At 68.5% G+C, this 18,760-nt stretch carries 19 protein-coding genes; 12 read left to right on the top strand and 7 right to left on the bottom strand.

Going from position 1 to position 18,760, the window contains the following annotated elements; genetic code table 11:
• The first annotated feature begins 78 nt into the window (after positions 1 to 78).
• Together KXD98_RS05080 and KXD98_RS05085 are read left to right on the top strand one after the other, a co-directional pair.
• Positions 79 to 2,097, top strand: coding sequence for an NADPH-dependent 2,4-dienoyl-CoA reductase (locus KXD98_RS05080; RefSeq protein WP_260762168.1), 2,019 nt, complete (start codon positions 79 to 81; stop codon positions 2,095 to 2,097).
• Between the two features lie 159 nt (positions 2,098 to 2,256).
• Positions 2,257 to 3,174 carry an alpha/beta hydrolase gene (locus tag KXD98_RS05085; RefSeq protein WP_260762169.1) on the top strand — a complete coding sequence of 306 codons (918 nt, stop codon included), beginning with the start codon at positions 2,257 to 2,259 and terminating at the stop codon, positions 3,172 to 3,174.
• On the opposite strand, the gene KXD98_RS05090 is transcribed toward KXD98_RS05085, so the two are convergent.
• The gene (locus KXD98_RS05090) at positions 3,146 to 3,688 is read right to left on the bottom strand and encodes a TetR/AcrR family transcriptional regulator (RefSeq protein ID WP_260762170.1); all 543 of its coding nucleotides are present in this window, start codon (positions 3,686 to 3,688) and stop codon (positions 3,146 to 3,148) included. The two genes, KXD98_RS05085 and KXD98_RS05090, sit on opposite strands and share 29 nt — an antisense overlap.
• A 312-nt stretch (positions 3,689 to 4,000) precedes the next feature.
• On the opposite strand from KXD98_RS05090, the gene rplM reads away from it, so the two are divergent.
• The 7 genes from rplM to KXD98_RS05125 all read left to right on the top strand — a co-directional run bounded on the left by rplM (position 4,001) and on the right by KXD98_RS05125 (position 9,509).
• On the top strand, positions 4,001 to 4,444 hold the full coding sequence (gene rplM / locus KXD98_RS05095) for a 50S ribosomal protein L13 (RefSeq protein ID WP_260762171.1): 444 nt from the start codon (positions 4,001 to 4,003) through the stop codon (positions 4,442 to 4,444).
• A gap of 62 nt (positions 4,445 to 4,506) precedes the next feature.
• Entirely contained in the window at positions 4,507 to 4,932 is a 426-nt protein-coding gene (gene rpsI, locus KXD98_RS05100) for a 30S ribosomal protein S9 (RefSeq protein WP_260764997.1), read from the top strand.
• A 353-nt stretch (positions 4,933 to 5,285) separates the two neighbouring features.
• Positions 5,286 to 5,696, top strand: coding sequence for a hypothetical protein (locus KXD98_RS05105; RefSeq protein WP_260762172.1), 411 nt, complete (start codon positions 5,286 to 5,288; stop codon positions 5,694 to 5,696).
• Between the two features lie 114 nt (positions 5,697 to 5,810).
• Positions 5,811 to 6,278, top strand: a complete 468-nt coding sequence (locus KXD98_RS05110; protein WP_260762173.1) for a hypothetical protein — start codon at positions 5,811 to 5,813, stop codon at positions 6,276 to 6,278.
• Positions 6,279 to 6,370: 92 nt separating this feature from the next.
• Complete coding sequence (gene glmM / locus KXD98_RS05115) at positions 6,371 to 7,708, top strand: phosphoglucosamine mutase (protein ID WP_260762174.1); 1,338 nt, start codon at positions 6,371 to 6,373, stop codon at positions 7,706 to 7,708.
• Positions 7,709 to 7,751: 43 nt separating this feature from the next.
• The gene (locus KXD98_RS05120) at positions 7,752 to 8,057 is read left to right on the top strand and encodes an ESX-1 secretion-associated protein (RefSeq protein WP_260762175.1); all 306 of its coding nucleotides are present in this window, start codon (positions 7,752 to 7,754) and stop codon (positions 8,055 to 8,057) included.
• Positions 8,058 to 9,509: a hypothetical protein gene (locus tag KXD98_RS05125; RefSeq protein WP_260762176.1), complete on the top strand. Its 1,452-nt coding sequence runs from the start codon at positions 8,058 to 8,060 to the stop codon at positions 9,507 to 9,509.
• Here the strand turns inward: KXD98_RS05125 and KXD98_RS05130 are convergent.
• Complete coding sequence (locus tag KXD98_RS05130; RefSeq protein ID WP_260762177.1) at positions 9,487 to 10,626, bottom strand: acyl-CoA dehydrogenase family protein; 1,140 nt, start codon at positions 10,624 to 10,626, stop codon at positions 9,487 to 9,489. The genes KXD98_RS05125 and KXD98_RS05130 overlap by 23 nt on opposite strands.
• A gap of 43 nt (positions 10,627 to 10,669) precedes the next feature.
• Here KXD98_RS05130 and KXD98_RS05135 point away from each other — a divergent pair, with 43 nt between their 5' ends.
• On the top strand, positions 10,670 to 11,248 hold the full coding sequence (locus KXD98_RS05135) for a TetR/AcrR family transcriptional regulator (RefSeq protein ID WP_260762178.1): 579 nt from the start codon (positions 10,670 to 10,672) through the stop codon (positions 11,246 to 11,248).
• A gap of 3 nt (positions 11,249 to 11,251) precedes the next feature.
• On the opposite strand, the gene KXD98_RS05140 is transcribed toward KXD98_RS05135, so the two are convergent.
• Both KXD98_RS05140 and KXD98_RS05145 read right to left on the bottom strand, forming a co-directional pair.
• Positions 11,252 to 12,292: an LLM class F420-dependent oxidoreductase gene (locus tag KXD98_RS05140; protein ID WP_260762179.1), complete on the bottom strand. Its 1,041-nt coding sequence runs from the start codon at positions 12,290 to 12,292 to the stop codon at positions 11,252 to 11,254.
• Positions 12,293 to 12,341: 49 nt separating this feature from the next.
• The gene (locus KXD98_RS05145) at positions 12,342 to 13,187 is read right to left on the bottom strand and encodes a dienelactone hydrolase family protein (RefSeq protein WP_260762180.1); all 846 of its coding nucleotides are present in this window, start codon (positions 13,185 to 13,187) and stop codon (positions 12,342 to 12,344) included.
• Positions 13,188 to 13,242: 55 nt separating this feature from the next.
• Between KXD98_RS05145 and glmS the strand changes: the two genes are divergently transcribed.
• On the top strand, positions 13,243 to 15,117 hold the full coding sequence (gene glmS, locus KXD98_RS05150; RefSeq protein WP_260762181.1) for a glutamine--fructose-6-phosphate transaminase (isomerizing): 1,875 nt from the start codon (positions 13,243 to 13,245) through the stop codon (positions 15,115 to 15,117).
• Positions 15,117 to 16,001, top strand: coding sequence for an alpha/beta fold hydrolase (locus KXD98_RS05155; RefSeq protein ID WP_260762182.1), 885 nt, complete (start codon positions 15,117 to 15,119; stop codon positions 15,999 to 16,001). Before glmS ends, KXD98_RS05155 begins: the two co-directional genes overlap by 1 nt.
• Before the next feature lie 4 nt (positions 16,002 to 16,005).
• Here KXD98_RS05155 and KXD98_RS05160 read toward each other — a convergent pair whose 3' ends face one another.
• From KXD98_RS05160 to KXD98_RS05170, 3 genes are read right to left on the bottom strand one after another with little or no spacing between them, the layout of a single operon-like run.
• A complete protein-coding gene (locus tag KXD98_RS05160; RefSeq protein WP_260762183.1) occupies positions 16,006 to 17,058 on the bottom strand; it encodes an ABC transporter ATP-binding protein in 1,053 nt (350 codons plus the stop codon).
• 25 nt (positions 17,059 to 17,083) lie between these two features.
• Positions 17,084 to 17,899 (bottom strand): carbohydrate ABC transporter permease, encoded by an 816-nt coding sequence (locus KXD98_RS05165; RefSeq protein WP_260762184.1) that lies wholly within the window; start codon positions 17,897 to 17,899, stop codon positions 17,084 to 17,086.
• Positions 17,896 to 18,747, bottom strand: a complete 852-nt coding sequence (locus KXD98_RS05170; RefSeq protein WP_260762185.1) for a carbohydrate ABC transporter permease — start codon at positions 18,745 to 18,747, stop codon at positions 17,896 to 17,898. Before KXD98_RS05170 ends, KXD98_RS05165 begins: the two co-directional genes overlap by 4 nt.
• Between the last annotated feature and the right edge of the window lie 13 nt (positions 18,748 to 18,760).

Genomic DNA, 18,760 nt, shown 5'->3' on the forward strand with positions numbered 1-18,760 from the left:
GGGCCTGCCCAGCCGTTTTCGTCGACCGTTGACCGCCGAGCCCACGCAGGGCGCCACGTATCAGCGGGTCCTCGCTCGATGACCCATCTGTACCCACACCTGTTCTCCCCGTTGGATTTGGGTTGGGTGACGTTGCCGAACCGCGTCGTCATGGGCTCGATGCACCTGGGTTTGGAGGATCGGCCCGGCGACGTGTCCGCACTCGCCGAGTTCTACGCGCAGCGCGCAGCAGGCGGGGTGGCGTTGATCATCACAGGTGGGATTGCTCCCAACCGTACCGGGTGGTTACTGCCGTTGGCGGGCAAGCTTTCTACGGTTCGGGAGGCTCACCGCCACCGCATGGTCACCGAAGCCGTCCACGATGCCGGTGGACGTATCGCGCTGCAGGTGTTGCACGCCGGCCGCTACGCGTACCACCCGCTGGCCGTCAGCGCGTCAGCCGGTAGGTCGCCGGTCAGCTTGTTTCCTGCCCGTGCCATGACCCATCGTGAAATAGGCCGCACAATAGACGATTTCGTCCGCTCGGCCGAGCTGGCCCGTAGCGGCGGCTATGACGGTGTGGAGATCATGGGTTCAGAGGGTTATCTGATCAACCAGTTCCTGGCCCCGCGGACCAACCGCCGAACCGACCAGTGGGGTGGGTCGCCGGGCAACCGGCGTCGCTTCGCCGTCGAGATCGTTCGTCGAGTACGGGAGGCCGTCGGCGAGGACTTCCTGGTGATCTACCGGATGTCGGTGCTCGACCTTGTCGAGGGTGGTCAGCGGTTCGGTGACGTGACGGCGCTGGCCGGGGAGGTGGAGGACGCCGGCGCAACGATGATCAGCACCGGGATCGGCTGGCACGAATCCCGGGTGCCCACGATCGTGACATCCGTTCCGCGGGCTGCGTTCAGCCAGGTGACGGCCAAGCTGCGCCGGCATGTCCAGATCCCGGTGGTTGCCTCCAATCGCATCAACATGCCGCAGGTTGCCGAGGCGATACTGGCCCGCGGGGACGCCGACCTGGTCTCGATGGCGCGTCCGTTTCTGGCCGACCCGCACTGGCTGGTCAAAGCGCGGCAAGCCCGCGCCGATGAGATCAACACCTGTATCGCCTGTAACCAGGCCTGCCTGGACCACAGCTTTGCGCGCAAGAGGGCCACCTGCCTGGTCAACCCCCGCGCCGCACACGAGACGGATCTGCTGATCGTGGCGACCCGCGCGGTCAAGCGCATCGCAGTCGTCGGTGCCGGGCCGGCGGGACTGGCCGCAGCGACCACTGCGGCCGAGCGGGGGCACACCGTCGACCTGTTCGAGGCGGCCGATGTCATCGGCGGACAATTCCAGCTGGCCCGGCGAATCCCGGGCAAGGAAGAGTTCGGCGAGACCATCCGCTACTTCAACCGCCAGCTCGAGGTCACCGGCGTCAGGGTGCACCTGAGCCACCAGCCTGCCGCCGCCGAGCTGGCCGATGCCCACTACGACGAGATCGTCCTGGCCACCGGTGTCTGGCCCCGGATTCCCGATATCGCCGGCATCGACCGGCCTCACGTGCACCGTTACGCCGACGTCATCACCGGCAAGGTGACACCCGGCGCCCGAGTTGCCGTGATCGGCGCCGGCGGGATCGGCGTGGACGTCGCTGAACTGCTGACCTACTCGGGTCACCGACCCCAGCCGCTGGAGGACTGGCTGCGCGAGTGGGGCGTCGGGGATCCGGAGACCTGCGCTGGCGGGCTCACCGCCGCACGTCGTGACGACCCCGCTCGGGAGGTGTATCTGTTGCAGCGCAGTTCTTCGCGCATCGGGGCACGGCTGGGCAAGACCACCGGCTGGGTGCACCGGGCTTCATTGCGGGCGCGTGGGGTTCATCTGATCAGCGGGGTGCGTTACCAGCGCATCGACGACGACGGCGTGCACATCAGCGTCGGTGGGAAGGACCGGCTGTTGGACGTCGACGACGTGGTCATCTGCGCGGGCCAGGTACCGCGGCGGGAGCTGCACGCCCAGTTGGGCGCACAACCAAGGGTCCACCTGGTCGGCGGTGCCGATGCGGCGGCCGAGTTGGATGCCAAGCGCGCCATCGACCAGGCCACCCGGCTTGCCGCGCGGATCTGAGTCAGCAGCTCGGCCCGCACCGCAGGTGAGCCGGCCCCGGGGCCGCGCAGTCCCGGTGTCGCAAACCTGAGCGACACCGTCGGCGCCGGGTTCGACCAGGGGTGACAGTACGGGTGAACGCGAGTTGTCCACTGCGCTCGCTGGTTCGAGGATGGATTCGTGAACATCAGCGATTATGCAGCGTTCCTGCCGACCGGATACACCCGCGACCTCACCGCCCCGGTCTCGACGTGGTGGCCCTGGCGCGGGAACCGCATCCACGTGGCCCGCGCCGAGGTGCCCGACGCCGCCGCCCGGGTGATGGTGATCCACGGCGGCGGCGGATACAGCGGCGCACTGTGGCCGTTCGCCGCGATTGCCGCCGGTGAGGGCGCGGACGTGCTGGCACCGGATCTGCCGCTCTACGGCGACACCGAGGTCACCGACCCGGCCGGGGTGCGCTACGACGACTGGGTCGAGTTGTTGTGCGAGCTCGTCGGCGCCGAGCGTGCTGACGACCCCCGTCCGCTGATCCTGTTCGGCGCAAGCATGGGCGGCATGCTGGCCTACGAAGTGGCAGCGCGAACCGGGCAGGCCGCGGCGGTAGCAGCGACGTGTCTGCTCGACATGTCCGATCCGACCGCGCGGTCCGCGGCCACTCGGTACGCGTGGTTGGGCCGGCCGGCGCCGACGGTGCTCAAGATGGTGGACCCCGTCCTCGGCCGCGTGCGCATCCCCATCCGCTGGATGGTCAAGATGTCGCAGATGAGCACCGACCCTCGGCTGTCCCGGCTGTGCGCCGAGGACCCGCGCGGCGGCGGTGTCAGCGTGCCATTGGGATTTCTGTCCAGCTTCACGGTCTTCGAGCACACCCGCCCGCAGAACTACTCCGGCCCGCCGGTCACCCTGGTCGCTCCCGCTGCCGATGCCTGGACCCCGCCTGAGGTCAGCATCCGCTTCCTGCAACGCATTTCAGCACCGACCGAGCTGGTGATGCTGGAGAACTGCGGCCACTTCCCGATCGAGGAGCCCGGGCTGACGCAACTGCGCGACGCGATGCGCATTCTGCTCAATCGGGTGGCGGCGCCAGCTGACTGACCGTCCGCATCAGCGCGTCGACGTCGAAGCCGTGCCGGGTCATGACGCGGTGCAGTTGCGCGTCGATGGTGTGCACCACCGTGCGTGCGGTCAGCTCTGGGTCACCGCCGCCGCGGTCACACCGTTTGAGGTGAAAGGCCACCTCGTCGCAGAGCCGGTCCTCCAGCGCCTGCACCTGCGCGAGCTGATCAGGGTGCACGGGCACCATGCGGTGCAGCAGCGCATGCAGTCGGGGGCGGTCGCGGTGCATGTCGACGACCGCCTCCAGCAGCGCGCGCATCGTCGCATCGAACGGCGGGGCGTCCTCGCGCAGTCGGCCGAACACTTCGGTGATCCTGTGGTCGGCGTCGCGGACGTGCCGTGCGGCCACCGCCCGCAGCAGCGCAAACTTGTCGGGGAAGTATTGGTAGAGCGTCCCGATCGAGAGTCCGGCCCGGGCGGCGATGCGGTTGGTGGTCGCGGTCATCCCCTCCCGGGAGAACACCTGGGCAGCCGCTTCCAGCAGCGTGTCCACGGTGTCCCGGGACCGGCGTTGGCGCGGAGTTCGTCGGAGCTCGTCGATGGTCCCCAGTGTGCGCGAACATCCAGTGACGCACAACACAGGGTCGGCCTGGCGTAGCGGCGGCCCCGAGGTCCGTCGTGCGTCCGCGGAGGACGTTTTGACCTGCGGCGACGCATGTAGGTAAGCTCGCTCGTTGGCGTGTGCTGGCCCTCGGGCCGGTCGCCTCGGGTCCCCGTCGGTCGCCGAGGCAATTGTGTCGATGCACACGCCTGACCGGCACCCGGGTCACCGGGATACACCCCAGAGATATGAGAGGTATGCGCTGTGCCTACGTACACGCCGAAGGCGGGTGACACCACACGTTCGTGGTATGTCATCGACGCCGCCGACGTGGTGCTCGGCCGGCTCGCCGTAGCAGCTGCCACCCTGCTGCGCGGCAAGCACAAGCCGACATTCACGCCCAATGTCGACGGCGGTGACTTCGTCATCGTCATCAACGCAGACAAGGTCGCCATCGGTGGCGACAAGCTGCAGAAGAAGTTCGCCTACCGCCACTCGGGGTATCCCGGCGGCCTGCGCAAGCGCACCATTGGCGAGCTGATGGACAAGCACCCCGATCGGGTGGTCGAGAAGGCCATCATCGGCATGCTGCCCAAGAACAAGCTGGGCCGGCAGATGCAGAAGAAGCTGCGGGTCTATGCCGGTGCGGAGCACCCGCACACCGCTCAGCAGCCGGTTCCGTACGAGATCAAGCAGGTGGCCCAGTGACTGAAGCCAACGTCGCCGATGTCGACACCGACACCGCGGCTGTCGAGACCGAGCAGACCGACGTGGTCTATGAGGCCGAATCCCGCGAGCCGGTCCTGATCGACCGCCCGATTCAGACCGTCGGCCGCCGCAAGGAGGCCGTCGTGCGGGTGCGCCTGGTGCCCGGTACCGGACAGTTCAACCTCGACGGCCGCACCTTGGAGAACTACTTCCCCAACAAGGTGCACCAGCAGCTGATCAAGGCCCCGCTGGTGACCGTGGACCGGCTCGAACAGTTCGACATCTACGCCCACCTCGACGGTGGCGGCCCTTCGGGTCAGGCCGGCGCACTGCGGTTGGCGATCGCGCGCGCGCTGATCCTGGTGCAGCCCGAAGACCGGCCTGCGCTGAAGAAGGCCGGGTTCCTGACCCGCGACCCGCGTGCCATCGAGCGTAAGAAGTACGGACTGAAGAAGGCCCGCAAGGCGCCTCAGTACAGCAAGCGCTGACCTACGGTCGCACCGCATGACGCCCGGCCTCCGCACCCGCGGATGGCCGGGCGTTCGGCGTTTCCGGCCGTTGTCGGCCTCGTGTGACTCGTCGCACACCGCCGATGTTCGGCCGGCATGGTTACTCCGGACCCGGCCGTGCGCAGGGACGACACTCAGGAAAGCTAATGAGCGGTGCTCGATGCTTGCAGCCCAGGGCGGGCTCGGTGGTTGAATTCGCCGCGCCGGCACGGTCAGCCTGGGATTCGAAGCCCGGGCGTCCATCGTGGCGTCGGCAGGCCGCCTGCCCCCGATGCGAGTCAGTCATCTCGCCTGTTCCGGGCCGGGGCTTCGCGACTGAAAAGGAGCAACATATGAGCGTGCACAACAACCTCGCGAAGAACGCTGCAGCAGGCGCCATCCTCGGTGGAGGTCTGCTGTTCACCGCTGGTCTCGGGATGGCCGGTGCACAGCCGACCGTTCCCGCCCCGGAAGGCTCGGTCGACATCGCCGTCGGCGACGTGACGATCCTGCAGGGCGTACCGTCGGACACCGCGGCGGTGACCGCCGGTGCCCTGTGCGGCACCGCGCCCGAGGACGTCAGCGCGCTGGCCCAACAGGTGACCAGTGAGAACGTCGCCCAGACCGTGTGCGTGGGTCTGCCCGGCGGCGACTTGACCCTGGCCCCGACCGCCAACACCGCCGAAGCCGAGCAGCCGTCAGGCACCGACGGCACCGAGGGCACCGCCGAGGACGAGACCACCTCGCCCGGTACCACCGGATAGTTGATCGCGCTCACCGCCCGTGCCCCCAGGGGGTGCGGGCGGTGAGTCGTTTTCGGGTGTGGTGGGTACTCGTGGCCCCAGAGAGCCGCACAGAGCTGGAGGAAGGAGCCGATCATGGCTGAGTTGACCACGTTGCTCAGGGGCGCCGCCGCGGGGACCGCAGTCGGTGGACTGTTGTTCGCCACCGGCCTCGCGGTGGCCCACGCCCAGCCCGAGCCGCCGCCGACCGCGGGCGACGGCCTGGTGACCGTGCTGGTCGGGGAGGCGGTGGCCCACGACGGTGTATCACCGGAGACCGCGGCATCCGCCGTCGCTGAGGTCTGCGGCGGCGACCCCGCCGAGATCACCGCGCTGGCTCAGACGGTCGACGCCGAGGGTGTGGCGCAGACCGTGTGCACCGGCACCGCCCAGGGCGACGTGCTGATCATCCAGAACACGGTCCGAGAGGCGACCGACGCCCCCGCAGCAGAGTCAGAGGAGTCGGAGGCCCCGTCGATCACCGGTCAGGATGAGAGTGCCGAAGCCCGGCCGGCGGTGCCCGGCGAGGGTGAGGCCGGCGAGGCATTCAATACCGAGGGTTAGCCGACATCACGCCCGCGTATCGATCCGGCGACGGCACGACAGGGTTGATGTCCGGTTAGGTCTGCCGCCCGAAGGTGTGAGAAGTTGTCAGGATGGCTCGACTGTTCGGCACCGACGGGGTGCGCGGGGTCGCCAACCAGGACCTGACCGCCGAGTTGGCGATGGCGTTGGGTACCGCGGCGGCCCAGCGCCTCAGAAGGGCCGGTAACTCCCACCGGCGCGTCGCGGTGATCGGGCGTGATCCGCGCGCCAGCGGAGAGATGCTGGAGGCCGCCGTGCTCGCCGGGGTGACCAGCGAGGGCGTCGACGCACTGCGCGTCGGCGTGCTTCCCACCCCCGCGGTTGCCTATCTCACCCATGCTTATGACGCCGACTTCGGCGTGATGATCTCGGCATCGCACAACCCGATGCCCGACAACGGCATCAAGATCTTCGGTCCCGGCGGGCACAAGCTCGACGACGACACCGAGGACCGGATCGAGGAACTGGTCCACCAGGGTCCCGGTCTCCGCCCGACCGGTGCAGGCATCGGCCGGGTCGTGGCTGCCGAGGACGCGCTGGATCGTTATCTGCGCCACGTCGGCAAGGCCGCCACCACCCGGCTGGACGCGTTGACCGTGGTTGTCGACTGCGCCCATGGCGCCGCCTTCGAGGCGGCACCGCGCGCCTATCGCGCCGCCGGTGCCAACGTGATCCCGATTCACGCCGAACCCAACGGCCTCAACATCAACGCCGGATGCGGTTCCACCCATATGGATGCGCTGCGCGCCGCGGTGGTCTCCTATGGCGCCGACCTGGGCCTGGCCCATGACGGTGACGCCGATCGCTGCCTGGCCGTCGACGCGCACGGACGCGTCATCGACGGCGACGCCATCATGGTGGTGCTCGCGCTGGCGATGCGGGAGTCCGGAGAATTGGTCTCCGACACCCTGGTCGCGACGGTGATGAGCAACATGGGCCTGCACCTGGCGATGCGCGGCGCCGGCATCGAGGTGCGTACCACCGGCGTGGGTGATCGCTACGTGCTCGAAGAGCTTCGCGCCGGCAACTTCGCGCTGGGCGGCGAGCAGTCCGGGCACATCGTGCTGCCCGGCTTCGGCACCACCGGCGACGGAATCGTCACCGGCCTGCGTCTGATGGCCCGGATGGCCCAGACCCGGCGACCGCTGGCCGACCTGGCCGCCCCGATGCAGACCCTTCCGCAGGTTCTCATCAACGTCGAGGTCGCCGACAAAGCCACTGTCGCCGACGCGCCGTCGGTACGCGACGCGGTGGCCGCCGTCGAGGCCGAACTCGGGGACACCGGCCGGATCCTGTTGCGGCCCTCCGGCACCGAACAGGTGGTGCGGGTGATGGTCGAGGCCGCCGACGAAGACACCGCCCGGCAGATGGCCGTACGCGTCGCCGAATCCGTCAGCGCAGAAGGCTGAACAACACGGGAACCGGCACGGCCGTCGCGACGTCCAACCAGGTATGGGGACATCCGGCGCGGTGCATGTCGATCTCGCGGCAATGCGCGCGGCGGCGCGCGAGTACGAGGCCGCATCGTCGCTGATCGATGCCGCTGTGCGAAACCATCTCAGCGCGTTGAGTTTTGACGGTGCCACCGCCGGCCGGGCCTACGTCGCTCACGGTGATGCGCTGCGCAGCGCGCTCGAGACGGTGGCAACGGCCCTGCGGCAGTGGTCACGGGCAGCGTCGGAGATCGCCGCAGAGTTGCACGCGTGTGCCGATCGCTACCGCGACGCCGACATCCGCACCGGAAGGCAGGTGGGCTAGATGGTCGAGAACCGCGACGTCACTGCCAGATTGGGCGATGCTCAGCCCGCACTGCACAACCTGCAGGAGTACGTCTGGGCCTGTCGTCAGGTCGGGTACAGCCATCCGGACCTGACCTTGCATGCCGGACAGCTCCGCGACTGGTACGACAGTGAGTTCGGGATGGACCTCGCGATGCTCGACCGCGACGGCACCGCATTCCACACCGCAGCCGCGGCCTGCCAAGAGGCGCTGGCCGTGCAGCACCGCCAGGCCGGCGCGCTGTTGTCGGCCTGGGTCGGTCCGGGTGCGCAGGCATGCCAGGATTTCCTGCGCCGCCACGATCAGATATCGGCAGCGGTCGCGTCGGTTGTGCGCACCGCCGCCGACATGCTGACCGACACTGCGGACCGGTTGTGGCGACTGGTCGACGCAAAGGCCGATGCTGTGGTCGAGATCGAAGGCCGTACCGCGGCAGAGCGTTCGGACTGGCTGGCAGCCGCGGCGACGCTGTCCTCGGGTGCCGGTGACCGGGCTGCCGCCAGCGAACTGGTCGACCTGGCGGTGAAACCGTTCGTGCACAGCGCTGTCGGCGCCGACTGGCTGTCGGTCATGACCGACACGCTGGCGGGGGTGTCCGAGGCCTACCGGGACGCCGCCGCGCAGGTGGCCTTGGAGTCGTTGCCTGAGTTCGCCGTCCCGGCAGGGTTGGGGCCGGTGCACCCCGGGCCCGCCGCCGCCGAATGTGCTGACGGGTGCCCGCCGACATCCTGTGCGCCGACCGCCGTGTCGGCAGCACCGACGGCCCCGTCGTCGTGGAGCGCTCCGGCCGTACCCCCCGCCGGCATGCCGGCCCCCGCGACGTCGCCCGCAGCCGCTGAACCGTCGCCTACAGCCCCCGCGCCGGTCGCTGCACCGCCTGCTCCGGCCGCTGCGTTGGGGCCGCCGGGTGCGTTCGGGTCACCTGCGGACCTGGGCGGCGCCGGCCCGGGTGGTCTCGGGGGTTTCGGGGGTCTCGGGCAGCAGTTCTCTGAGATGCTGCGGGGCTTGCTGGGCGGTGGCGCCGCCGGCTTCGAGTCGCCGGAGATCGAACCGTCGGCGTTCGATGACAGCGGGCTCGACGACTTCGACACGGACGACGAAGGGGACAGCCCCAGCGAGGACGAAGGCGACACCGACAGCGAGGAGACCGACACCGAAGACGGGACCGGCCTCGGTGACGAGGGCGAATCGGGCGAGGACGCGCCGGTCGAGGCTGACCTGCCTGCCGACGACTGCCCGCCACCGGTCGAGGAATCGACCGCAGCGCCGGTGATCACCCCACCGCCCCCGCCGGTCGAACCTTTGCCCGCCCCGCCGGTCGAACCGTTGCCCGCGCAGGAGTCGCCGTGCGCGATCGCCGTAGGCGAAGTGCCACAGGTCGGCGAGTCGCCAGACGAGCGTGGGACCGCTAAGGAGCCAGGTGGCGGCTGATCACCAACCGTTGAATCTGGTTGGTGCCCTCGAAGATCTGCATGATCTTGGCTTCCCGCATGTAGCGCTCCACGCGGTAGTCGCGGGTGTAGCCGGCGCCGCCGAGCACCTGCACCGCGTCGGTGGTCACCTTCATCGCCGCATCAGTGGCGGTCAGCTTGGCCACCGAGGCATGCCGTGAGTAGTCCATCCCCGCGTCGCGGCGGCGGGCGGCATCGAGATAGGTGGCTCGCGCGGAGTCGACCGCGGCGGCCATGTCGGCCAGCAGGAATGCCAGCCCCTGGTGGTCGATGATCTTGCGGCCGAACGTGGTTCGCTCACCGCTGTAGGCCACTGCCTCGTCGAGGGCAGCTTGAGCCAGTCCGACCGCCACTGCGGCAATGCCCAGGCGCCCGGAATCGAGCGCGCTGAACGCGATCTGCAGACCCTGGCCTTCGGCGCCGAGGCGGCGCTCGGCGTCGACGAACGCGTCGTCGTAATGCGCGGCGGTGGTCGGCACCGCGTGCAGCCCCATTTTCTCCTCGGGCTTTCCGAAGGTCAGGCCGGCCGTCTGGCCGGGGACCAGAAAGCACGAGATTCCTTGCGAGCCTTCACCGGTGCGGGCGAACAGGTTGTAGAAGTCGGCGATTCCGCCGTGGGTGATCCACGCCTTCGCCCCGGTGATCCGGTAGCCGCCGTCGGCGGGTACGGCCTTGCAGGCCAGTGCTGCGGCGTCGGAGCCGGCCTGCGGCTCGGAGAGGCTGTAGGCGCCGATGGTGGCGCCGCCGAGCATGTCGGGCAGCCACCGGCTGCGTTGATCCTCGGTGCCGAACATCATCAACGGGTGACAGGACAGACTGTGCACGCTCACCGCGACCGCCACCGCGGCCCAGCGCGCCGCGATCTCCTCGAGCACCTGCAGATACACCTCGTAGGGCTGTCCGCCACCGCCCCATTCCTCGGGGTAGGGCAGGGACAGCAGCCCTGCCTCGCCGAGGGTGGCGAACACGCCGTCGGGGTAGGTCTCGTCTTTCTCGTGCCGGTCGACGATCGGATCGAGCACCTTGTCGGAGATGTCGCGGGCGAGCGTGACGAGTTCGTGGGCTTCGTCGGTGGGGAGCAGACGGTCGACGGCCATACTTCGGACAGTACTACAGGACCACCTTCAGTACTATCTGGTCATGGTCCGGACTGCTGCGTTCGCCACCCGTCGTCGCACCGAACTGTTCGACGCGCTGGTCGAACTGTTCCTGGCCGAGGGATTCGCCCACCTGACCCTCGATGACATCGCAGCCCGGTTGCGGTGTTCGAAATCGACGTTGTACACCCTGGCCGCCAGCAAGGAGCAGCTCGTCCAGGCAGCCACCGTGCACTTCTTCCGCGCCGCTGCCGACGAGGTGGAGGGTCGGGTCGCCGAGGTCGACGGTGCCCGCGACCGCATCACCGCCTATCTCACCGCGGTCGGCGCCGCACTGGACCGCGCCTCGGATCAGTTCATGATCGACCTCGACGCGTTCGCGCCGGCCCGGCAGACCTACGAGCACAACACCGGCATCGCCGCGCGCCGGGTGCAGGAGCTGATTGCCGAAGGTGTTGCGGCAGGAGACTTCCGTGACGTGCACGCCGCGTTCGCCGCCGACCTCGCGGCGACGGCGATGGTGCGCATCCAGCAGCGGGTGGTACAGCAGAACACCGGGCTCGACGACGCCGCCGCCTACCGCGAACTGGCCGCCATCCTCACCGGCGGCATGCAGGCCTGACGACTACGGCAGCAGATTGTGCAGCTGCTCGACGAACTCCACGGTCTCGCGCCGCTCGGTGGACAGGGGATGCACCAGCAGCGTCGTGACCCCGGCCTCGGCGAAGGCCGCGATCCGCTCCTTGACGTAGGACGCCGGGCCGACCAGCGACACCCGCCGGACCAGATCGTCGGGGACCGCGTCGATCGCTTCGGCCTTCTTGCCCGCCAGGTACAGGTCCTGGATGTGGTCGGCCACCTCGCCGAAGCCGTAGCGAGTGGCCAGCGAATGGTAGAAGTTGCGGCCGCGCGCACCCATGCCGCCGATGTAGAGCGCCAATTGCGGTTTCGCCCAGGCCAATCGATCGTCGACGTCATCGCCGATGGCCAGGCTCGCGCTGACCATCACGTCCAGCGGTCCCAGCGCCGGGTCGCGCCGGGACGCTCCGGAGCGCAGCGCGTCCCCCCAGACCTCGCCGGCCTTCTCGGGGTAGAAGAAGACCGGCTGCCAGCCCTGGGCGATCTCGGCGGTCAGCTCGACGTTCTTGGGCCCCAGCGCCGCGATGGTGATCGGAATCTGTTCGCGGACAGGGTGATTGATCAGTTTCAGCGGCTTGCCCAATCCGGTTCCGCGCTCGGCCGGCAGTGGTAGCTGGTAGTACTTGCCCGGGTAGGTCAAGCGCTCGCGACGCCACACCTGCCGACAGATCTCGACCACTTCACGGGTGCGTCCCAGCGGTGCGTCGAACCCGACACCGTGGAAGCCCTCGATCACCTGGGGGCCGGAGGTGCCCAATCCGAGCCGGAACCTGCCGCCGCAGACGTAGTCCAGCCCGGCGGCTGTCATCGCCATCAGCGCCGGGGTGCGGGTGTAGATCGGCACCACACCGGTGCCGAGCTCGATGCGCGACGTGCGCGCTGCCAGGAAGCCGAGTTGGCTGATCGCGTCGTAGGAATACGCCTCGGCCACCAGCGCGAGGTCCACGCCGACCTTCTCGAGTTCGACGACTTCGTCGACGGCTTCCAGGAAGCCGCCCGCATACCCGAGGAAGATGCCCGTCCGCATGGGGACAAGGTATACCGCCAACCGGTTGGTTGGGAGAGGGGGTCCCAGGTCAGGGCTTGAGCAGCGCCACGACTTTGTTCTCCAGGTCGACCGGGTCGTCGGAGAACGGGTCCAGCGCCGTCGTGTTGGGCAAGTCGATGTCCGCGTCGGCGAAGTCGCGGTAGGTTTTGTCGCCGGCGAGCATGAAGCGCAGGTAGCCGCTGAGCAGGGCACGCACCGTGCGCTGGGTCTTCTTGTCGGCGCCGGGCAGGCCCACCACGGTCGCCAGCCGCCGGCCCTCGACCAGCCCACCGGCCTCCAGCTTGCGGGTGGCACGCAACGTCGCGGTCTTCCACACCCGCGCGAGCTGCACGGCGTTGGAGCGCAACGACATCGGGTCACCGGGGTCGGCCAGGATCACCCCGGGAACAGTCAGCGACGCGGCGGGTTGCACCGCTGCCGGGCTGCTGACCGAGGGATACGCCGCGAAAACCGCGGCGATCCGGTCGGGCATCCCGGCTGCGGCGAACACCGCCGCCGAGGCGCCGAAACCGTGTCCGGCGACACCGAGCTTGCCGGGGTGCACGCTGATGTCGCCGGTCCCCAGTCGCACCCCGGTGATGACGTCCAGGACGGTGCCCAGGTCGTAGGCCAGATTCAGCACCGAGGGCGCCAGCCCGGTCTCGGTGTTCGGGGCCGCGGCCACGATTCCCCACGACGCCAGATGGTCGAGTGTGTCGTGGTAGCGGTCTGCGGATGTGACCCAATCGTGAGCGAAGGCCACGCCGGGCAGATTCTTGCCCTCGGCCGGGGTGTAGACCACACCGGGAACACCGGCGAAGGCCAGGTCACCGCGCAGAACGCGGTGCGGGCCGCGGCGCGTCAACGCCGAATAGAGCTTCTTCAAGCGGGCCACCCGAAGACCGTAACCCACCGGGCGGAAAAGTCATCCTGCCGTACCCTGGGAGGCTATGTGCGGAATCGTCGGCTACGTCGGGCACCGAGGTGCCTGCGACATTGTCGTCAACGCGCTGCGCCGCATGGAGTACCGAGGTTACGACTCGGCCGGCGTTGCGCTGCTCGACGGCCACGGTGGCCTGACCGTCCGTCGCCGGGCGGGTCGGCTGGCCAACTTGGAAGAGGCCATCGCCGAGGCCGGGGCCGGCAGTCTGACCGGCTCGGCCGGCCTGGGTCACACTCGCTGGGCCACCCACGGTCGCCCTACCGATCGCAACGCCCACCCGCACCGCGACGTCGACGGCAAGGTGGCGGTGGTGCACAACGGCATCATCGAGAACTTCGCGGCGCTGCGCGCCGAACTTGAGACCGCCGGTGTGGAGTTCGCCAGCGACACCGACACCGAGGTCGCGGTGCACCTGGTGGCCCGCGAATACGCCGGCGGTGAGCACGCCGGCGATTTCGGCGCCGCGGTGCTGGCCGTGCTGCGTCGCCTCGAGGGCCATTTCACCCTGGTATTCGCCCACGCCGACCAGCCGGGCACCATCGTTGCCGCCCGGCGCAGTACCCCGCTGGTGCTCGGCGTCGGCGACGGTGAGATGTTCGTCGGCTCCGACGTCGCCGCGTTCATCGAGCACACCCGCGACGCCGTCGAGCTGGGCCAGAACCAGGCCGTGGTGGTGACCGCCGACGGGTACCGGATCAGCGACTTCGACGGCAACATCGCCGTGCCGGGACGTGACTACCGAACCTTCCACATCGACTGGGACACCTCGGCCGCCGAGAAGGGCGGCTACGAGTACTTCATGCTCAAGGAGATCGCCGAGCAGCCCGCCGCGGTGTCGGACACCCTGCTCGGGCACTTCGCCGACAACCGCATCGTGCTCGACGAGCAGCGCCTGTCGGATCAGGAGCTGCGCGAGATCGACAAGGTCTTCGTGGTGGCCTGCGGCACCGCGTATCACTCCGGACTGCTGGCCAAGTATGCGATCGAGCATTGGACCCGGCTGCCGGTCGAGGTCGAGCTGGCCAGCGAATTCCGTTACCGCGACCCGGTTCTGGACAGTCACACGCTGGTCGTGGCGATCTCGCAGTCCGGCGAGACCGCCGACACGCTGGAGGCGGTGCGCCACGCCAAGGAGCAGAAGGCCAAGGTGCTCGCCGTCTGCAACACCAACGGCAGTCAGATTCCGCGCGAGTGCGACGCGGTGCTCTACACCCGCGCCGGCCCGGAGGTCGGTGTCGCCTCGACCAAGACGTTCCTGGCCCAGATTGCCGCCAACTACCTGGTCGGACTGGCGCTGGCGCAGGCCCGGGGCACCAAATACCCCGACGAGGTGGCCCGCGAATACCACGATCTGGAAGCCATGCCGGATCTGATCGCCCGGGTCATCGCCGCCGCCGATTCGGTGTCGGAGTTGGCGCAGCGCTTCGCCGGGTCGCAGACCGTGCTGTTCCTCGGACGCCACGTCGGCTACCCGGTGGCGCTGGAGGGGGCGCTCAAGCTCAAAGAGTTGGCCTACATGCACGCCGAGGGCTTCGCCGCCGGTGAACTCAAGCACGGACCGATCGCACTGATCGAGGACGATCTGCCGGTGATCGTGGTGATGCCTTCGCCGAAGAACGCCGCAATGCTGCACGCGAAGCTGTTGAGCAACATCCGCGAGATCCAGGCCCGCGGGGCGGTGACCATCGTCATCGCCGAGGAGGGCGACGACACTGTGCGCCCCTACGCCGACCATCTGATCGAAATCCCGGCGGTGTCAACGCTGTTCCAGCCGCTGCTGTCGACCATCCCGCTGCAGTTCTTCGCCGCCGGGGTGGCCCAGGCCCGCGGGTACGACGTCGACAAGCCGCGCAATCTCGCGAAATCGGTCACCGTCGAGTAGTGGCGAGCAAGGTCGGACAGTTCGTCACTGGCCGGCGCGAGCACTACCTGCGTGCCTACCGCGCCGGCATGGCCGAGCTGCCGACCGTTGACGCCGAAGCCGACGTCTCGACCTCCTTCGGTCGGGTGCGCACCTATCAGTTTGGTGCACACCATGATTCGACACCGGTGGTGCTGCTGCCCGGGCGTAACGCGGCCACGCCGATGTGGCGGGCCAACCTCGCCGGCTTGACTGCGCGACGTCGGGTGTACAGCGTGGACCTCCTCGGAGAGGCGGGCCTGAGCGTGCAGACGCGCCCGATCACCGGCGCCCAGGATCAGGCGCAGTGGCTCGCCGACACCCTCGGCGGACTCGAGCTCGACCGCGCACACCTGATGGGTGTGTCCATCGGCGGATGGGCCGCGGCCAATTTCGCGGCCCGGTTCGGGGACCGGGTCGCCTCGCTGGTGCTGCTCGAGCCGGTGAACACCTTCGGGCCGATCCCGTTGCGCACACTGGCGCTGTCGGCGGTGCTGGTGCTGCCCGGCGTGCCCCAACCGATCCGACGGTGGTTCCTGAGCTGGCTGTCCGGCGGCGCCGATCTCGAGCAGGCGGCACCCGAGGCCCGGTTGATCGACGCCGCGATGACCGACTTCACCCTGCGACTACCGCCCCCGACGAGAATCACCAACGACCAACTGCGCGCGTTGTCGATGCCGGTGCTGGCTTTTCTCGGTGGCCGCAGCGTCATGCTGGACGCCGAGCGCGCGGCACGGTGTGCTCAGGAACTACTGCCACACAGCGAAATTCACATCTACCCCGAGGCTTCTCACGCGATCAACGGCGAGTGCGCTGCCGAGATCGAGCGCCGGGCGGTGGCCTTCTGGGATGCTTGGGCGCCCTGAGCGATCAAGCCAGGCGTTCGCCGGTGGAGACGCTGAAGCGATGCACCGCATCGGGTGTGGCGGCCAGTCGCACGGCGGTGCCGACGGGGATCGACGACAGTGCCACGACACCGACAACGCTGGTGAGGCGGCGCTCGCCGGCCCGCACGGTGACGATCGCACGGGGGCCGAGGAGTTCGACGAGTTCGACGGTGGCTGATCCGCCGGGATCAGCCGTCAGCTCCAGGTCGTCGGGGCGGATGCCGACGGTGACCGCAGCCGCGTCCGGACCACCGATGGCGATCCGCAGGTCCGACCCGGTACGCAGTTCGCCGGCGGTCACGACGCCGTCGACCAGGTTCATCTTCGGGCTCCCGACGAACGTCGCGACGAATGTGTCTGCAGGACTGCGGTAGACCTGCTCGGGCGGGCCGGCCTGTGCGATGGCGCCGTCGCGCATCACCACGATGCGGTCCGACAGCGTCATCGCTTCCTCCTGATCGTGGGTGACATACAGCGAGGTGATGCCGAGGCGGCGCTGCAACCGCAGCAGTTCGGTGCGCGTCTCCACCCGCAATTTGGCATCGAGGTTGCTCAGCGGCTCGTCGAACAGGAACACTGCGGGCTCCCGGATGATGGCCCGCCCGATCGCCACACGCTGCTGCTGCCCGCCGGACAGATCCTTGGGTTTGCGCGCAAGCAGGTGACCCAGCCCCAGTGATTCGGCGATGTCGTCGGCCCGGCTCAAGGCTTGTGCGCGGGGAATGCGTTTGGCGCGCAACGGGAACGCGATGTTCTCTCGCACCGTCAGGTGCGGGTAGAGCGCGTAGTTCTGGAAGACCATCGCGATGTCACGCTCTTTGGGCTCCAGCCGGGTGACGTCGCGTCCGCCGATGCTGATGGTTCCGGAGGTGACCGCCTCCAGGCCGGCCAGCATCCGCAGCGATGTCGTCTTGCCGCATCCGGAGGGGCCCACGAGCACCGTGATGCTGCCGTCGTCGAGGTCCAGGTTAAGTCCCGACACCACCGTCGCGGTGCCGTAGGACTTGGTGACCTGGGAGAAGCTCACTGCTGCCATGGGTGCAAAGACCTCGTTCGTCTCTCTAGTACTTGACCGCGCCACCGCTGATGCCCTGCACCAGACGTCGTTGGATGAAGAAGCTGGCCACCACCACCGGGATGATGGCGATCATGATCGCCGCGCTCATCGCACCGATCTGCACGCCCCGGAACGTGTTGAAGTTCGAGATCGCCACCGGCAGGATGGCAGCGTTGCCGGGGGCCAGGATCAGTCCGTAGAACATGTCGTTCCACGACAGCGTGAACCCGAAGATCCCCGCAGCACCGATACCCGGGTACACCTGCGGCAACACCACCAGCCGAAACGCCTGCCAGCGGGTGAACCCGTCGACGCGGGCCTGCTCCTCCAACGATGACGGGACCGCTTCGAAGAAGCCGATCAGAAACCAGGTCACCAGGGGCAGAACGAAACTCAGGTGGGCGAAGATCACCGGGGCCAGCGTGTCGGTCATCCGCAGGGCCTGTGCCATCGTCAGGAACGGGAAGACCATCACCGCGGGCGGCACGACCTGTGCGGCCAACATGCCGAAGCGGGTCAGTGAACCCCCGGCGCGGAACTTGGCAATGACGTAGGCGCCCATGCTGCCCACCACCAGGCTCACGGTGACCGTGGTGAGCCCGACGACCAGGCTGCGCCCGGCCGCGGCCAGGATCCCCGACTCCAGCACCGACTGCCAGTTCTGCATCGTCGGGCGGAAGACGAACAGGAACGGCTCGGACATCTGCGCTGGGGTCTTGAGGCTCGCCAGCGCCACCCACACGATCGGGAACAGCACGAACAGGAATGTGGCGGTCAGGACAGCGATCCGGAGGATCTCCAGCCGGCGGGGGCGGGTCATCGGGCCCTGCTTCTTTCCATCGTGCGGAATGCCACCACGATCAGCGCGAGCACCAGCACGAGCACGATGAACGCCATCGCACTGGCCCCGGCGAGCCGGAAGAATTGGATGCCCTCCAGATACATGAAGTACTGCAGGGTTTCGGTTTCGGTGCCGGGTCCACCGCGGGTGGTGGCGTAGACGTACTCGAACACCCGTAGCGCGTCGAGCCCGCGCAGCAGCACGGCCACCGTCAGCACCGGCGCCAGCATCGGGATCAGCACCCGGCGCAGCAGATAGAGCGGACCCGCGCCGTCCACCCGGGCCGCCTCCAGGGGTTGCTTGGGCATCGACTCCAGGCCGGCCAGGATGAGCAGCACCATGAACGGCGTCCACTGCCAGACGTCGATGAATGCCAGGGTGAGAAGCGCACGGCCGGAACCGAAGAAGTCGTAGTCGGTGCCGATGGCGTGCAGCAATGCCGGCACCGCGCCGATCTGGTCGTTGAGCAGGAACCGGAAGATCAACCCGACCGCGATGGGGGTGATGAACATCGGAGCCAGCACGATCGCGCGGGCCAGGTCCTTGGCCCAGCGCTGCTGATACAACGCCAGCGCGATCGCGAAACCCAGCACCAGTTCCAGGCTGACCGCGACCAGCACGTAGGTTGCGGTGGTGCCGAACGCATCCCAGAACGCGGCATTGGTCAGTGCGTCGGCGAAGTTGGCGGCACCGACGAAATCAGGCGTGCCGCGATCGGTGAGCCGGTAGTCGGTGACCGACAGGTACAGCGCGTAGCAGAGCGGGAATCCGACGGCCACCCCGAACAGAGTCAGCAGCGGCACCAGCATGCCGTAGGTGAATCTCATCGCGGTTCCGCTA

This window comes from Mycobacterium sp. SMC-4 (assembly GCF_025263265.1).
Lineage (GTDB): Bacteria > Actinomycetota > Actinomycetes > Mycobacteriales > Mycobacteriaceae > Mycobacterium.

Bases quoted from the DNA above. Each gene is read 5' to 3' on its own strand.
- KXD98_RS05135 (WP_260762178.1), top strand. From the start codon at position 10,670: ATGGTCCGGACTGCTGCGTTCGCCACCCGTCGTCGCACCGAACTGTTC.
- KXD98_RS05170 (WP_260762185.1), bottom strand. From the start codon at position 18,747: ATGAGATTCACCTACGGCATGCTGGTGCCGCTGCTGACTCTGTTCGGG.
- KXD98_RS05120 (WP_260762175.1), top strand. From the start codon at position 7,752: ATGGGGACATCCGGCGCGGTGCATGTCGATCTCGCGGCAATGCGCGCG.
- KXD98_RS05080 (WP_260762168.1), top strand. From the start codon at position 79: ATGACCCATCTGTACCCACACCTGTTCTCCCCGTTGGATTTGGGTTGG.
- glmM (WP_260762174.1), top strand. From the start codon at position 6,371: ATGGCTCGACTGTTCGGCACCGACGGGGTGCGCGGGGTCGCCAACCAG.
- KXD98_RS05110 (WP_260762173.1), top strand. From the start codon at position 5,811: ATGGCTGAGTTGACCACGTTGCTCAGGGGCGCCGCCGCGGGGACCGCA.
- KXD98_RS05125 (WP_260762176.1), top strand. From the start codon at position 8,058: ATGGTCGAGAACCGCGACGTCACTGCCAGATTGGGCGATGCTCAGCCC.
- KXD98_RS05105 (WP_260762172.1), top strand. From the start codon at position 5,286: ATGAGCGTGCACAACAACCTCGCGAAGAACGCTGCAGCAGGCGCCATC.
- KXD98_RS05160 (WP_260762183.1), bottom strand. From the start codon at position 17,058: ATGGCAGCAGTGAGCTTCTCCCAGGTCACCAAGTCCTACGGCACCGCG.
- KXD98_RS05130 (WP_260762177.1), bottom strand. From the start codon at position 10,626: ATGGCCGTCGACCGTCTGCTCCCCACCGACGAAGCCCACGAACTCGTC.
- KXD98_RS05140 (WP_260762179.1), bottom strand. From the start codon at position 12,292: ATGCGGACGGGCATCTTCCTCGGGTATGCGGGCGGCTTCCTGGAAGCC.
- glmS (WP_260762181.1), top strand. From the start codon at position 13,243: ATGTGCGGAATCGTCGGCTACGTCGGGCACCGAGGTGCCTGCGACATT.
- KXD98_RS05165 (WP_260762184.1), bottom strand. From the start codon at position 17,899: ATGACCCGCCCCCGCCGGCTGGAGATCCTCCGGATCGCTGTCCTGACC.